Source organism: Chryseobacterium sp. PvR013 (genome assembly GCF_017833095.1).
Taxonomy (GTDB): domain Bacteria; phylum Bacteroidota; class Bacteroidia; order Flavobacteriales; family Weeksellaceae; genus Chryseobacterium; species Chryseobacterium culicis_A.
The window spans coordinates 674,088-688,145 of record NZ_JAFIBT010000001.1 but is presented as its reverse complement, the minus strand read 5'-3'; the positions used below and the strand labels follow the sequence as shown (position 1 = coordinate 688,145).

Sequence of the window (14,058 nt, the reverse complement as noted above, 5' to 3'; positions counted from 1 at the left end):
TTGATTAAAATTCGAATGTCTCACCTAGTTTTGGTAAAACAAGTTCTACATTTTTATCTGCAAAATGTTGCAATGCACTTTCATGATTGATTTCAATGGCAGGGAAAGTATCAAAGTGACATCCGATTACTTTCGGTGTTTTTAATAGCTCTGCTGCTGCAAAAGAAGCTTTTCTAGGACACATTGTATAATGGCTTCCGATGGGAAGGATAGATAGATCGATGTTTCCGTATAATCTTGGAAACAGCTCCATATCTGCCATTACTCCTGTATCACCTGCCAAATAGATGTTCTTACCTTCAGGAAGTCTGAAGATATACCCTACAGGAACGCCTCCATAGCTTCCATCCGGGAAAGAACTTGTATGGTGAGCCGGAACCATGGAAATTTTAAGATCGTCGATTTTTGCCGACCCTCCTAAGTTCACATCGTCTTTATTTTTTGCCTGTTGGAAGTAACCGCACACTTCAGGAACTCCAATGATGGTAGCTTCGGGATAATGCTGCAATACTTCTGCTACATCCGCAATGTGATCACCATGTGCATGGGTCAACAGGATATAGTCGATTTTTTGAGCAGCAATCTCAAAACCTGATTCTGCTTTTTTGTAGTTGTAAAAAGGGTCACTCAAAATTGTTATGTCCTTGTAGGTAAACAGGAAACAATTTTGCCCTAAGAATTGTATTTTCATTTTAAATTTAGTTTCAATTATTATTTAAACACAAATGACTCAAATAATTTTACAGACATCACAATGAGATTAGTGACATCCGTGCAAACATTCGTGTCATCCGTGTTTTTTTAATCTATTATTTCGATGGGAATTTATCTTCGATAAGCCCAAGATTAATTCCATGTTCCAGATACGCTTTACAACCGTCTAAAACTGTTGTAAAACCTCCTGTATTGTCATTAATTACTTTTAACAGATCTTCGCCTGTCTGGCTGAATCCGTAGCTTTTAATCACAACAAGAGTTCCTTTTTCCATGGTCTTGAATTCATAGTCTAAATTTGTTGAAGGATCTCCCCACTCTGTTCTGATCAGCTGGTTGGGAATGATCTGATGTACATTGACTACGTTTTTCACGTCATACATTTCCCATTCCCAGGTAACAGTCTTACCTTCTTCCAACTTTCCGGTAGATTTTGTAAACCAGAAATTGGTAGTCACTTCCGGATTGATGAACGCTTCGAAAACATCTTCAACCGGCTTTCTGATGAGCATTTGAGCTTCAACATAGATCGTAGAACTCATGATATAATATTTTGGATTTAGTTAAATAAATTAAGTCCGGCTGCCGTAAGAATTGCCATTACAAACGTCATGATTCCAACCTGCTTTAAATATTGGTCTAATTCTTTCGGTTCTTTTACGGATAAAATCTTTCTTCTTAGTTTTGATAGTGGAATCAACAGGATCATTACAATGAAAACGTAATAGTTTTGCTGCTGCATAAATCCGTTTACTCCCAAAAATGCAAGAATAAGCAATAATGGAAGCTGTAACAGCACCATTTCATAGATCATTGCATTTCTGAATCCGATTCTCAATGCAAAGCTGTTTTTCCCTGATAGTTTATCGCTTTCAATATCTCTCATGTTGTTTAGGTTAAGAACTGCCATACTCATCATTCCAACAGCTGTTCCGGGTAATAACATATCCCAGCTGAAAGTTTTTGTAAACAGAAAATAACTTCCACATACGGAAACAAGCCCAAAGAAGATAAAAACAAAAATATCTCCCAGTCCCATATATCCGTAAGGTTTTTTACCTACTGTATATCCAATTGCTGCAAGAATACATGCCACTCCTAATCCTATGAAGATATAAAATTCATTCATGTAGTTTGGAATGAAAGCCACGTACAACAACGCAATGGTAGCAATAAAAGACAATGCAGCGAAAAGTATTACTGCATTTTTCATCTGTTTTGCTGTAATTTTTCCTGATGCCACTGCTCTGGCTTCTGCCTCATTCATTCTTTTGGCATCGGTTCCTTTTACCCCATCTCCATAATCATTGGCATAATTTGATAAAATCTGGTATAAAAGCGTCACCAAAAGAGCAAGGGCAAGGATTTTCCAATCCCAGGTTCCGCCTTCTCCGTAAAGTCTCCATTTTGCAATGAAAGCCCCCATAATAATTCCGCTTAAGGAAAGCGGTAAAGTTCTTAGCCTTGCGGCTTTTATCCAATCAGTCATAATTTGTATAATGTACAGTGTATCATGTACAATGTAAACTGATTAATGGATATCATTAATACATTTTACATTGTACTTTTTACAATTTTAAGATATCCATTGATCTTCTCCGAAGTTGGGTTTTCTTTTTTCAAGGAAAGCATTTCTTCCTTCTTTAGCTTCTTCAGTCATGTAGGCTAAACGAGTTGCTTCTCCTGCAAAAACCTGCTGTCCTACCATGCCGTCATCTGTAAGATTCATGGCGAATTTCAGCATTCTGATAGACATTGGAGATTTAGCTAATATTTCCTGAGCCCACTCATAAGCTGTATCTTCTAATTCAGCATGAGGAACTACTTTATTTACCATTCCCATTTCAAAAGCTTCCTGAGCGGAATAATTTCTTCCTAAAAAGAAGATTTCACGGGCTTTTTTCTGTCCTACCATTTTAGCAAGGTAAGCAGAGCCATAACCCCCATCGAAACTTGTAACATCAGCATCAGTCTGTTTGAAAATAGCATGTTCTTCACTTGCTAAAGTCAAATCACATACTACATGAAGTGAGTGTCCTCCACCAACTGCCCATCCCGGAACCACTGCGATCACCACTTTCGGCATGAAACGGATCAAACGCTGAACTTCAAGAATATTTAAACGGTGTCTTCCGTCTTCTCCTACATACCCCTGATCTCCTCTTGCTTTTTGATCTCCTCCACTACAGAAAGCCCAACCTCCGTCTTTAGAACTTGGTCCTTCTCCTGAAAGTAAAACAACACCTATTGAGGGGTCTTCAGAAGCGTCATAAAAAGCATCGTATAATTCTGAAGTTGTCTTTGGTCTGAACGCATTACGTACTTCCGGTCTGTTGAAAGCAATTCTTGCTACTCCGTTAGATTTTTTATAGGTAATATCTTCGTATTCCTTGGCGGTTTTCCACTCGATCATCTTATAAAAATTTTTCTCAAAGATACGGAATTACAGAGAATTTATGAGGGTGAAATTTACTGATCATTACTATTGAGAAGAGAAATTTTGAATGATGAATTTCCGGCTATACATATTCAGCAGCAACTGCTTTTAGAATAAGCAATAGAGAATTATTGATTATAAAACAAAAGCCGGAGCATTTCTGTTCCGGCTTTTTATGATTGCGTTATTTAATGATTACTTTGCAGCTGCACTTAGTTCAACTTCTTTAGCTTTCATTTCTTTAACTTTTTCAATGTTTTTAGTTACTACATAAATTTCTTTTAATGCAGTAACAGCGTCAAGACTCTTTGGATTTGCTTTATACCATCCTTCAGCATATGGCAATGCTTTTCCGAATCTCTCTCTTCTTGCATCAATCAGCTTAGAAGCTTCGTCCGGCTTGTCTTTTCTCAGTGCATTAATTTCTCCTACCACCTTAGCATCATCTCCGATAGTAGTATAAACCAGGTTTTGGTATGCATCAGAGAAGTCTGGCTTAAGTTCAATTGCTTTTTTGAATGCCTCTATAGCATCATTAGCAGTAGCAGGGTTTTTAGCCTGCATTACTCCAAGATTATACCAGTTTGTTGCATCGTTAGGATTTTTTGCTAGCTGCTCTTTCAATCCGGCAACAAATTTATCCGTGTTTCCTGACTGAAGATATGCTGTAGTCTGAGCTTCTTTAAGTTTTGCACTGTTTGGGAATTTAGCTAATCCTTTTTCAATAACCGCAAGAGCTTCAGGTGCTTTTTTAGCATTAAGAAGTAATGAAGTTAAAGTTTCATATAAATCAGATTCTATACTTTTTGACTGTTCTGTTTTGAAATCAGTATAGTCTGCGTTCTTCTTCATAAGCTCCCAAGTTGCTTTATCAAGATTTACCACCTGACCTGTTTTCTTTTCTTTTGCAGTATAAGTAGTTTCCACACCTGTAAATCCTGAATTTACAAGGTCTGTATATATTTTGATAGACTGGTCACTGTTATTCGCTAACGCGTGGCTAAGTCCGGCATAATACATATATATTTTATTGTCCTGACCACTAGATTTTAATAAGTCATAAACTTCAATAAACTTAGGTGCTGCCACTGCATAATTTTTTGCATTATATGCATCCATAGCTGCTTTGTTGGCTTCCTGAAGCTTTGCATTCAGGGCATTCGCATCTTTTTGTCCGAAAACAAAAGCAGACGCTACGATAGCCATTCCTAAAATTAGTTTCTTCATAATAACTATTTTATATTTAATTGTACAATTTATTCTTCTGAATCAGAATTCTCATTTTCTGCCTGAGGTTCTGCATTGTCTTCCTGGTTATCAAATAGTGATCCTACTCCTTCTTCTACTTCTCCAATCTCTTCAGTTTCTTCAGAATCTTCTTCTACATCTTTATCCATTGCTACTTTTGCAATGGCTGCAATTTCGTCATTTTTCTTAAGGTTGATCAGTTTTACCCCCTGAGTATTTCTACCCATTACTCTCATTTCATCCATTCCCATTCTGATGGCAACACCGGATTTGTTGATAATCATCAATCCGTCTTCGTCTGTTACGTTTTGAATAGCAATCAGATTTCCTGTTTTTTCAGTAATGTTCAGCGTGATTACTCCTTTTCCTCCTCTGTTCGTAATTCTGTAGTCTTCTACTGCAGTTCTTTTTCCATATCCTTTTTCAGATACTACAAGTACTGTTTCGTTCTCTACATCGTTCACAACAATCATACCAATAGCTTCATCACCATCTTCAAGCAAGATACCTCTTACCCCGATAGATCCTCTACCTACTTCTCTTACTTTTTCTTCAGGGAAACGGATACATTTACCATTTTTAGTAGCAATCATGATCTGAGAAGTTCCGTTCGTCAGATAAGCTCCTAATAACTGGTCATTATCTCTAATCTCAATGGCATTCACCCCATTTACTCTTGGTCTTGAATATGCTTCTAATGATGTTTTCTTGATGGTACCGTTTTTAGTTACCATCACAACGCTCATTTGATTTACATATTCGGAATCTTTAAGGTTATTGGTTCTGATATAAGCTTTGATCTTATCATCCGGTTCGATATTGATAAGGTTTTGCACCGCTCTTCCTTTTGCTGTTTTGGAGCCTTCAGGAATTTCAAATACTCTTAACCAGTAACATCTTCCTTTTTCTGTAAAGAACAGCATGTACTGGTGGTTGGTTGCAGAAACAATATACTCAAGGAAGTCGGAATCCCTTGTTGTTGCTGCTTTATTTCCTACACCTCCTCTACTTTGAATTTTATACTCTGAAAGTGAAGTTCTCTTGATATATCCTGCGTGAGAGATGGTAAGAACTACAGATTCGTTCGGGATAATATCTTCGATAGACATTTCTCCTCCAGAATAATCAATTTCAGTTCTTCTTTCGTCTCCGTATTTTTCTTTGATTTCGATCAATTCGTCTTTGATGATCTGGAATCTTCTTGGCTCATTGGCTAAGATATCTTCCAAATTTTCAATTTCTTTCATGATGGCATCATATTCATCACGGATCTTATCAAGCTCCATTCCTGTAAGACGAGCTAATCTAAGATCAAGGATTGCCTGAGCCTGGATGTCTGAAAGTTCAAACGCCTCGATTAAGCCTTCTTTTGCAGCCTGAGGGTTGGCACTGTGACGGATAATAGAAATTGCTCTGTCTAGAGAATCCTGCGTTCCGATTACTTTCATGAATCCTTCAAGGATATGCGCCCTTTCTTTTGCTTTCTTAAGCTCAAACTGAGTTCTTCTTATGATTACTTCATGTCTGTGCTCTACAAAGTGATGAATGATATCTTTAAGATTCAATTGCTCTGGTCTTCCGTGTACCAATGCAATATTGTTTACACTGAAAGAAGTCTGAAGTGCTGTATATTTATATAATAGGTTAAGAACAACATTCGGAATGGCATCGTTTTTCAGTTCGTACACCACACGAAGTCCTTTTCTATCCGATTCATCTCTGATCTCGTGGATACCAGGAATTTTTTCGTCTTTTACAAGCTCTGCTGTTCTGGCAATCATTTCAGCTTTGTTCACCTGATAAGGGATTTCAGTAACGATAATAGCGTTTCTGTTTCCGATTTCGTCAAAGTTAACTTTAGCTCTTAAAACCACTCTTCCTCTTCCTGTATGGAAAGCATCTCTTACACCGTCATAGCCGTAGATGATCCCTCCTGTAGGGAAATCCGGAGCAATGATGTGCTGCATTAATTCATCGATGGTAATTTCTTTGTTATCGATATAAGCGCAGATGGCATCTACAGACTCAGATAAGTTATGGGGCGCCATATTGGTAGCCATCCCTACTGCAATACCAGAAGTACCGTTTACCAAAAGGTTAGGAACTTTCGTTGGCATTACTGTTGGTTCCTGCAAACTATCATCGAAGTTATTCTGGAAATCAACTGTTTCTTTGTCTAAGTCTGAAAGAACCTCATCAGAGATTTTTTTCAATCTTGCCTCAGTATAACGCATTGCTGCAGGCGGGTCACCATCCATAGAACCAAAGTTACCCTGCCCGTCTACCTGCGGATAACGCAAGCTCCAGTCCTGGGCCATTCTTACCATAGCATCATATACAGAGGAATCTCCGTGCGGGTGATATTTACCCAAAACATCCCCAACAATTCTCGCAGATTTTAAATATTTTCTATTAGAAAACACCCCTAGTCCATACATACCATACAGTACTCTTCTATGAACGGGTTTCAAGCCGTCTCTTACATCCGGTAACGCTCTTGAAACGATAACGGACATCGAATAATCGATATAAGACGACTTCATTTCATCAACAATGTTGATAGGAATCAGTCTTTCTCCTTCTTTTTGCATAAACAAATTTTATTATAATGATAGTCAGACCTTTAGCTGTAAGTCTGAAAATTATTTATTTCCAATTTTTATTAACGGGCTAATTTACGAAAAAAATGCCGATTTTTGCTGTAGAATTTATCCAAAAAATCTTAAAAATTCATAAAAAATGAGCGTATTAAGTATAACTTTCCACTGTACGAAAGATAACCTAGAAGAATGGGAAAATTATATTGATGAAACCCTGGTTTTAATGACTGAAAACCTGATGGATGTAGAAAAGTATATTCTTTCTGAGGTACACAGTGATTTTATTGAGGAAGGTAAAAATTATAATCTGCTATTAATCTTCGATAATGATGGATTACGTGAAGATTTTATAAAAAGCGAACTTTTGAATATTTCTGAAAGGATTGAGAAAAAGTTTGGACAGGAAGTTATGATTTTTAATACTTTCCTAAATCCGAAAAAATCGAGATTATAACTGATCATAAAAAAGCACTGAATTTCTTCAGTGCTTTTCTTTTTTATCTGTGATGTCCATGACCACGGCCTTTGTGATGATGGCCACGATCGTCATAAATATACACTTTCTTAACCTGACCCGGTGCATAATATCTTGCGCTTCCGCCATAATACCTTTTTGCATGCCCCGGTGGCATTCTTCTTCCATGTGGCTCGTGTACTATGCAAGAGGACAATAGTAACAGTACAGCGCCTGCCCCAACAATTTTAAACATACTTTTCATTATTTTCACTTTTTCAATTTCGATAGCGAAATATATCAATGTTAATGCCAAAAGAAATTGAAATTAAGCTAATGTATGTTAAAACCGACTGTTAATATTTTTATTTTACGTTGCTATTAATAGCCACTTCTCTTTTTCACCTGTCCCGGAGCATAGTCTTTTGCACTTCCTCCAAACACTTTTTTAGCCTGTCCCGGAGGGATTGTATTTCCTCTGGCTCCATTATCATGCACTACACATGATGACAACATCAGCATCACGATAAGCACACCTGTAATTTTAATCAAATTTTTCATTATTTCTATTTTTTCAACTTGATTTAATATAACAATGGTAATGCCAAAAGTTCAAAATTCAAGGTTCAAGGTTCAAGGTTCAAGGTTTAAGGTTTAAGGTTTAAGGTTTAAGGTTTAAGGTTGGAATATAAAGCCTTTTATTGTGAATGGTCAATTTTGCTTCGCAAGTCAATGGTCAATTTGGTTAGGGAGGTCATGTGTTTACTGAATAAATTCATCATTCATCATTCATCATTCATCATTCATCATTCATCATTCATCATTCGTAACTTATAATTCTCTAAATGATTTCGCTTCTTTTTTCCATCAATACAAGATCTTTCCACTCCCCATTGAGCTTTCCAATTTTTTTACGGACTCCAACCATTCTGAACCCGTTTTTCTGATGAGACTTGATGGCCATTTCGTTTTCGGAGAAGAGATTGGTCTGTAATGTCCAAAATCCGTGGTCTTCGCTATCCAAAATTATCTTTTTAAGCAATATAGAACCCAAACCCTTCCCCTGGTATTCTTTATCAAAATAAATGCCCACTTCTGCGACTCCTTTAAAGCTTTCCCTTTTGCTGACAGGTTTTAAAGCGCACCATCCTACGACTTCATTGTTTTCATTTTCCAGCACCCAGCGGCAGTCATTGAAATATTCCATGCTCCAGGCTTCAGCGGTAGGAACTTCTGTTTCCAAAGTAGCAATTCCACCCTCTACTCCTTGCCGGAAGATCTCCAGCACACGGTTTTCGTCACTGGGAAGCATTTCTCTTAATTCGTAATTCATTGTATTTAATGGTATTTTCTTTTGAGTTTTCTTTTAATTCTTGAATAGTGGGTTTGTTTGCTTTTTTCGTCCTGAGAAACAACACTGATGTTCCCATCCACTTCCAGAACGGAAAGCTTTACATTGTGTATGTTTTCAATTCCATGTTCTCTTATGGCTTCTTCCAATTCGCTTTCTGTAATCTTAACACGATTCAGAGCGGCCTGATCTGCTACTCCATCTCTGATAAGAATTACCGGTTCATCTTCCATAAAAGTCTGAAAGGAGCGACTGGAAAACATGATCCTTTTCAAGATAAAATTAGCAACAAACAAAACCAATGCCGCAATAATTCCTCCCTGAAGAGAAGTATCCGGGCCTACCATTGCATTCTGAACGGCATTTGAAATCAATAGCAGTAATACAACATCTCCCGCATTGAGCTGGGAAAGCTGATTCTTACCAAACAAACGGATAGCGATCACCATAAAAAGGTAAACGCAAAGGGAACGAACAGCGACGTTAAGTATAGGATCCACAATTTTTTATCTACTCAAATGTATTGATTTTTGTGATTCGTAAAAAATATTTTATTAACAGATTTTGGTATAAATTTTGACCTTGGGATTCTCATTACACCACAAAAAATAAACTTACATGAAAAAATTATTTCTCTATTTAGGAATCTTTCTGTTCTTTTTATCCTGCAAAAAACAAGAAACGCAACCCACTTTGTCTCCTGATGCTGTCATCCATGAAAAAGTAAACGAACTTTACACTCAGTATGGCAAGTCCAATGAGGCCATTTACAACCAGCCGATTTCTGAGGATTTGTTTTCCAAGGATTTAAAAAAAGTATTGGAAGAGGCTATCAATGCTTCAAAAGCGGATATTGAAAAAGTTAAAAAAAGTGATCATCCTGATGAAAAACCTTTAATTTTCGAAGGCGCTATTTTCTCCAGTTTGTATGAAGGATTTACCAGTTATAAAATTAAATCTGTCAAGATACAGGATAAAACTGCTGAAGCACTGGTAGCATTTGAATATAATTCCGCTACTCCTAAAGAAACCTGGATGGATACCGTACATCTGATCAATACGGAGAAAGGTTGGAAAATAGATAATATTACTTTTGATAAGATAGGAAATTCTAAAAATCTTAAAACAAGATTAACCGAATTTGTGCAAAGTGCACAGCAATAGAAAAGCCGCTTATAAAAGCGGCTTTATTTTTTTTTACGGACATTGAACGATTGGAATATCACTGCAAATTACTTTATTTGCCCATTCGCAAAATGTACAGTATTTTCTTGGCTCTCCTCCGTACACTGACTTCAAATCTGACTTTGTCAGTTTCTTTAAATTTTTCATATAGTTCTAATTTTTATGGTAGCCCAAAATTAAAACCTTGTCCTTTATTCTTTATTACAACTTAATCTGATAAGTTTTCATTATTCACACTTTCATGAATAATATGCAATCAATACTATCTGTTGTGAATCTCTACAGTCACAGGCATTACGTAAGTATAAGCAACCATATTTTCAGTCAGTTTTTTACGATCTACTTTATAATCAAGGTCGCTTAATACCATTTCAATTTCTTTGCTTACAGTTTTGCAGTCTCCTGTGGAGTGAACATTTACAATTTTACCATTTTTTGCAATATCAAACTTCACCACTGAGTTTACGGTTCCCTGCTTGTAATCAGGATTGGTAAGATCAAAGTTGGCTTCTAATTTATTTCTAATATCATTAAATGTTTCACTTCTATTCAACTGAATTTCCTGAATGGTATTATGATCTGTTGTCTGGGCTTTGGCAGTGTTCAAAACAGCAGCAAATCCACAAACGAAAAGTGAAGCCATCAATATTTGAATTCTATTTTTCATAACTAACTGGTTTTAAATGTTATACTAACCTATTTTTGTATCTCTTACCCAAAGTTATTAAAAATAATTCATATTAATTTTACATTCAGTTAACATTGAGTTAACATTAAAACTTAATCAATTGATTATCAACGTAATAAATTTTAAAAATAATTAAAAATTTAATATTGGGAGGTAAATTATAGTATATAAAATCAGGTTTTCCTTTTATAACCAATATCATCAATTAACAATATCTTGTCAATAATATCTTTTTTAAACTTGCTAAAGGGTCGTTTATGATAATTTTCTTCCTCTATTTCTATCCCAAAAACTAATCTATAAATTTCATCTTTACTAATTCTAAGTCCCATAAAAGCACTTTCTGATAAAATCTTGATATAATTACTAGAATACTTATATCTTAAATCTAATAAATCTCTTAATTCTTTTTCTGCATTAGCATTATACTTTTCTTTAATTTTATTAAACTCAAGAGTTTCTCCTGTTTTAATACTTTTTTTATATGCTTTCGCTTCGATTTTTAATGAATCTAATTTTTGATTATAAAAAAAATCAAAACTAAATCCTTCATCAGCTTCTTTGAAATAAGGATGAACAAATTTTTCTAAAGCTTTTGACCAATCTCCGGCTTTTCCTTTTATGTGATTGCAAGAATGACAACTAGGAATTAAATTGTGAAAGGATAATGCTAATAATGGAAACTCATTCTTCGGATACCAATGATCCAACTCTGCTCTTGCATGACTTTTACTGATATTTAAAGTATAATTTTTATTACAATAAATACATGTATCTATTCCTATAAAATTTAAAAAATCTTTCGAATGTTTTTTTTGAAAATTTTTATACCCTGTTTCTAATAAAAAACTTTTAATATTTTTATTCTCATCATTATTAAGTGTTAGCTTTTTAAATTCTTCATGTAAATTAAATAATTTAGTTGGAAGACCACCAATTAATTCGTCTTTATTTTCATTTAAAAAATCTAAAAAATCTGTATTTATATAAACTTTATTTCTATGCGTTCTATCTCCTCTCTCTATGTATTTTTTTGTTATGATATTATTAAAAATATCTTTTACAATTTTATTATGAAAATCAAAAGCTTTTTTCTTAAAATCTATATAAATCATGATCTTTCAATTTTATATCCCAATTCTTTCGCTAACTTCTTAAAAATTTTTTCTTTTTGATCTTCTTCAAAATCTTCCGGAAATAACTCGAAATATTTTTCTCTTAATTTGTAATAGATAATTTGTTCATCTATCATTTCAATAATTCTTTTATAACCATCTCTAGTTGAAGATTCTAGTTCTAAGTTGTTATTTTTTTTATATTCTTGATCATTTAACCATATTATTACTTCTTCTATTTTAGATTTAGCAAAACTTCCAGTCAACCCACTTAAAAAAAAACTATCCTCCAAGAGTTCAGAAATGTTGCCTGCAAAAGTATTTTTTTTACTAAAATCTTTAGAAATTGAAATATTATTTTCTACTTGAAGAAAAAGAACATTTTGTTTGGGAATATCAGATAAAATAAAAGGAGAATGAGTTATTAAAAGAACATTTAAAAATTCATATCGCAAATCAATAGCATTTAAACTATCTAGAAATCTTTTAATAAGTTCTTTTTGAAATTGAGGATGAGCATAAATTTCAATCTCGTCAAAAATTAAGTTTATATTTTTATAATAAACAAGCTTTTTAATTTCCTTTGGCTCGCTTTCCAAATCACCGTGTAAAGTTGTTACAGATTTTATATTCCTTAAATGATATAATACAGAATGAATTGAAAAAATAATTTGTTTTTCCCCAGAACTAAAATTTGAAAAATTATTTTCAGAATATTCTTTATTAAATAAATATTCTAAATTAAAAAATGAAGGCAAAATGTGTCTAATATTATAATTAAAATTAATTCCCAAACTTTCATTTTGGAACTTCTCTATATTTTTATAGGCAACTTTACCACTTTCTACAATCAGATTTGCCAAATCATCTATTTCTAAAATCAAGCTGTCTTCATTTATATAATGAGTCTTAATAAAAAAAAGTGCTTGATTAAACTTATCTGTATTATGGCTATTATCTCTATATAAAGCATTGATATATCTTTTAAACTTATTTCTTTTAAAATTTATTTTGAATGTTACAATTTCATTGCTATTGTTTTCTATAAATAAATCATTAAAGTCAGCATATACTAGATAATTTGTCATTTTTTTTAACTTTAGCAATATATAGTCTAAATTATAAGCAAAAAACTTTTTATCCTGAATTTCTAAAATATTATTATCCTCATCTTGAAAGAATACATCTAAAATTATTTTTAAGATTTCTATTTTCTCTAAATAAGGGATATCAATTCTTAAATCTCCTAACCTCTGATCATTCAATAAAAATTTATCCTTATTAAACTCTATATAGACATGAGAAATTTCTTTTACATCATTGACCTTTCTTAATACTTTTTCCTTTAATATATTTATTAAAAAACGTGATTTTGATAAATTTTTCTCAATATTAATATCAATATTTCCATTATTTCTATAAGGATTAATTACAACTGGAAGTTGATATCCATCATTTTTATGAAATACCCCTTTTATCCATTCGCCTATTTCGCTATTATTGAAACTATAATGTGAATAATTAATAACTAATGAATAAACAAAGTCTTCTAGAAAATTATATTTCGTATAATTATTTTCATATTCATCATCAGTTAATAAATCTATTTTGAATTCATTTACTTTTAAAAATTTTTGATCAAAATTTTCTTTATAGTCTGTGAAAGAAAATATATTATTTTTTATTTTCATTTGTCTAATAACCTCTACTCGTTCTTGAAATTTTATTTTTTTATTCTCTTCATAAAGATTATTACTATTAGTCAAAATATAAAACTCAATATTTATTTTTTCTAAATCTTTTTTAAGGCTATTTGTAATTTTACTAACATTGTCATGATAATTGGAGTTCTCTTTATCATACAAGTCCCCCGGAATGATGAAATCTTTTTTTATTTTTAATGAAAAACTTACAATCGAAGCTATTAAAATTTCTATCAAAGTGCTTTTTCCACTTCCATTTCTTCCAACAATAGCTGAGATATTAATATTCTTTCCAAAAAAGTCTTTTGGTAATGTTTCATCTATTTCAATTCGCTCAACATCTCTAATTGAATTAATATCTATTTCATAATCGAAATCATCAATCCTCTCTTTTCCATTATAAAATTTATAATCATTATAAAACTTATAAATTCTTCCTTCTTCTAAATTCTTAAGAAATTTTGGATTACAACCTTTCAATGGTCTAATCGCTAAAAGTTTAAAGCTCATGTATTATCGTTTTCTCCAAAAGTAAATAAAAAAACCACAATTTTCATTGTGGT

The 14,058-nt window shown here is 33.3% G+C and carries 16 protein-coding genes; 2 read left to right on the top strand and 14 right to left on the bottom strand.

The window, feature by feature from the left end:
* Positions 1-4 precede the first annotated feature (4 nt).
* The 6 genes from JOE44_RS03175 to gyrA all read right to left on the bottom strand — a co-directional run bounded on the left by JOE44_RS03175 (position 5) and on the right by gyrA (position 6,990).
* Positions 5-691, bottom strand: coding sequence for a metal-dependent hydrolase (locus JOE44_RS03175; RefSeq protein WP_209784300.1), 687 nt, complete (start codon positions 689-691; stop codon positions 5-7).
* A 118-nt stretch (positions 692-809) separates the two neighbouring features.
* Entirely contained in the window at positions 810-1,256 is a 447-nt protein-coding gene (locus tag JOE44_RS03170) for an SRPBCC family protein (protein WP_209784299.1), read from the bottom strand.
* A gap of 17 nt (positions 1,257-1,273) precedes the next feature.
* Complete coding sequence (menA, locus tag JOE44_RS03165) at positions 1,274-2,203, bottom strand: 1,4-dihydroxy-2-naphthoate octaprenyltransferase (protein WP_209784298.1); 930 nt, start codon at positions 2,201-2,203, stop codon at positions 1,274-1,276.
* An 87-nt stretch (positions 2,204-2,290) separates the two neighbouring features.
* Positions 2,291-3,127, bottom strand: a complete 837-nt coding sequence (locus JOE44_RS03160) for a 1,4-dihydroxy-2-naphthoyl-CoA synthase (protein WP_047385243.1) — start codon at positions 3,125-3,127, stop codon at positions 2,291-2,293.
* A 219-nt stretch (positions 3,128-3,346) separates the two neighbouring features.
* On the bottom strand, positions 3,347-4,378 hold the full coding sequence (locus JOE44_RS03155) for a hypothetical protein (protein ID WP_209784297.1): 1,032 nt from the start codon (positions 4,376-4,378) through the stop codon (positions 3,347-3,349).
* Between the two features lie 29 nt (positions 4,379-4,407).
* Positions 4,408-6,990, bottom strand: a complete 2,583-nt coding sequence (gene gyrA / locus JOE44_RS03150) for a DNA gyrase subunit A (protein ID WP_209784296.1) — start codon at positions 6,988-6,990, stop codon at positions 4,408-4,410.
* A 148-nt stretch (positions 6,991-7,138) separates the two neighbouring features.
* Between gyrA and JOE44_RS03145 the strand changes: the two genes are divergently transcribed.
* Positions 7,139-7,453: a DUF4286 family protein gene (locus tag JOE44_RS03145; RefSeq protein WP_209784295.1), complete on the top strand. Its 315-nt coding sequence runs from the start codon at positions 7,139-7,141 to the stop codon at positions 7,451-7,453.
* Positions 7,454-7,496: 43 nt separating this feature from the next.
* Here the strand turns inward: JOE44_RS03145 and JOE44_RS03140 are convergent, their stop codons facing one another.
* From JOE44_RS03140 to JOE44_RS03125, 4 genes are all read right to left on the bottom strand, one after another.
* Positions 7,497-7,757 (bottom strand): hypothetical protein, encoded by a 261-nt coding sequence (locus JOE44_RS03140; protein WP_105682762.1) that lies wholly within the window; start codon positions 7,755-7,757, stop codon positions 7,497-7,499.
* A 77-nt stretch (positions 7,758-7,834) separates the two neighbouring features.
* Entirely contained in the window at positions 7,835-8,014 is a 180-nt protein-coding gene (locus tag JOE44_RS03135; RefSeq protein ID WP_209784294.1) for a quinol oxidase subunit 4, read from the bottom strand.
* 280 nt (positions 8,015-8,294) lie between these two features.
* The gene (locus tag JOE44_RS03130) at positions 8,295-8,786 is read right to left on the bottom strand and encodes a GNAT family N-acetyltransferase (protein WP_209784293.1); all 492 of its coding nucleotides are present in this window, start codon (positions 8,784-8,786) and stop codon (positions 8,295-8,297) included.
* A 5-nt stretch (positions 8,787-8,791) separates the two neighbouring features.
* Entirely contained in the window at positions 8,792-9,304 is a 513-nt protein-coding gene (locus JOE44_RS03125; RefSeq protein ID WP_034697682.1) for a YetF domain-containing protein, read from the bottom strand.
* Positions 9,305-9,422: 118 nt separating this feature from the next.
* Between JOE44_RS03125 and JOE44_RS03120 the strand changes: the two genes are divergently transcribed.
* The gene (locus JOE44_RS03120) at positions 9,423-9,968 is read left to right on the top strand and encodes a DUF3828 domain-containing protein (protein WP_209784292.1); all 546 of its coding nucleotides are present in this window, start codon (positions 9,423-9,425) and stop codon (positions 9,966-9,968) included.
* Between the two features lie 33 nt (positions 9,969-10,001).
* Here JOE44_RS03120 and JOE44_RS03115 read toward each other — a convergent pair whose 3' ends face one another.
* From JOE44_RS03115 to JOE44_RS03100, 4 genes are all read right to left on the bottom strand, one after another.
* A complete protein-coding gene (locus JOE44_RS03115) occupies positions 10,002-10,136 on the bottom strand; it encodes a protein with bacteriocin-type signal sequence (RefSeq protein ID WP_105682170.1) in 135 nt (44 codons plus the stop codon).
* Between the two features lie 115 nt (positions 10,137-10,251).
* Positions 10,252-10,656, bottom strand: a complete 405-nt coding sequence (locus tag JOE44_RS03110; RefSeq protein WP_105682169.1) for a hypothetical protein — start codon at positions 10,654-10,656, stop codon at positions 10,252-10,254.
* 194 nt (positions 10,657-10,850) lie between these two features.
* Complete coding sequence (locus tag JOE44_RS03105) at positions 10,851-11,792, bottom strand: hypothetical protein (RefSeq protein ID WP_209784291.1); 942 nt, start codon at positions 11,790-11,792, stop codon at positions 10,851-10,853.
* Complete coding sequence (locus JOE44_RS03100; protein ID WP_209784290.1) at positions 11,789-14,005, bottom strand: hypothetical protein; 2,217 nt, start codon at positions 14,003-14,005, stop codon at positions 11,789-11,791. The genes JOE44_RS03105 and JOE44_RS03100 overlap by 4 nt, the downstream gene beginning before the upstream one ends.
* Between the last annotated feature and the right edge of the window lie 53 nt (positions 14,006-14,058).

Coding starts and splice junctions, on each gene's coding strand:
- JOE44_RS03175 (WP_209784300.1), bottom strand. CDS start 691: ATGAAAATACAATTCTTAGGGCAAAATTGTTTCCTGTTTACCTACAAG.
- JOE44_RS03170 (WP_209784299.1), bottom strand. CDS start 1,256: ATGAGTTCTACGATCTATGTTGAAGCTCAAATGCTCATCAGAAAGCCG.
- menA (WP_209784298.1), bottom strand. CDS start 2,203: ATGACTGATTGGATAAAAGCCGCAAGGCTAAGAACTTTACCGCTTTCC.
- JOE44_RS03160 (WP_047385243.1), bottom strand. CDS start 3,127: ATGATCGAGTGGAAAACCGCCAAGGAATACGAAGATATTACCTATAAA.
- JOE44_RS03155 (WP_209784297.1), bottom strand. CDS start 4,378: ATGAAGAAACTAATTTTAGGAATGGCTATCGTAGCGTCTGCTTTTGTT.
- gyrA (WP_209784296.1), bottom strand. CDS start 6,990: ATGCAAAAAGAAGGAGAAAGACTGATTCCTATCAACATTGTTGATGAA.
- JOE44_RS03145 (WP_209784295.1), top strand. CDS start 7,139: ATGAGCGTATTAAGTATAACTTTCCACTGTACGAAAGATAACCTAGAA.
- JOE44_RS03135 (WP_209784294.1), bottom strand. CDS start 8,014: ATGAAAAATTTGATTAAAATTACAGGTGTGCTTATCGTGATGCTGATG.
- JOE44_RS03130 (WP_209784293.1), bottom strand. CDS start 8,786: ATGAATTACGAATTAAGAGAAATGCTTCCCAGTGACGAAAACCGTGTG.
- JOE44_RS03120 (WP_209784292.1), top strand. CDS start 9,423: ATGAAAAAATTATTTCTCTATTTAGGAATCTTTCTGTTCTTTTTATCC.
- JOE44_RS03115 (WP_105682170.1), bottom strand. CDS start 10,136: ATGAAAAATTTAAAGAAACTGACAAAGTCAGATTTGAAGTCAGTGTAC.
- JOE44_RS03110 (WP_105682169.1), bottom strand. CDS start 10,656: ATGAAAAATAGAATTCAAATATTGATGGCTTCACTTTTCGTTTGTGGA.
- JOE44_RS03105 (WP_209784291.1), bottom strand. CDS start 11,792: ATGATTTATATAGATTTTAAGAAAAAAGCTTTTGATTTTCATAATAAA.
- JOE44_RS03100 (WP_209784290.1), bottom strand. CDS start 14,005: ATGAGCTTTAAACTTTTAGCGATTAGACCATTGAAAGGTTGTAATCCA.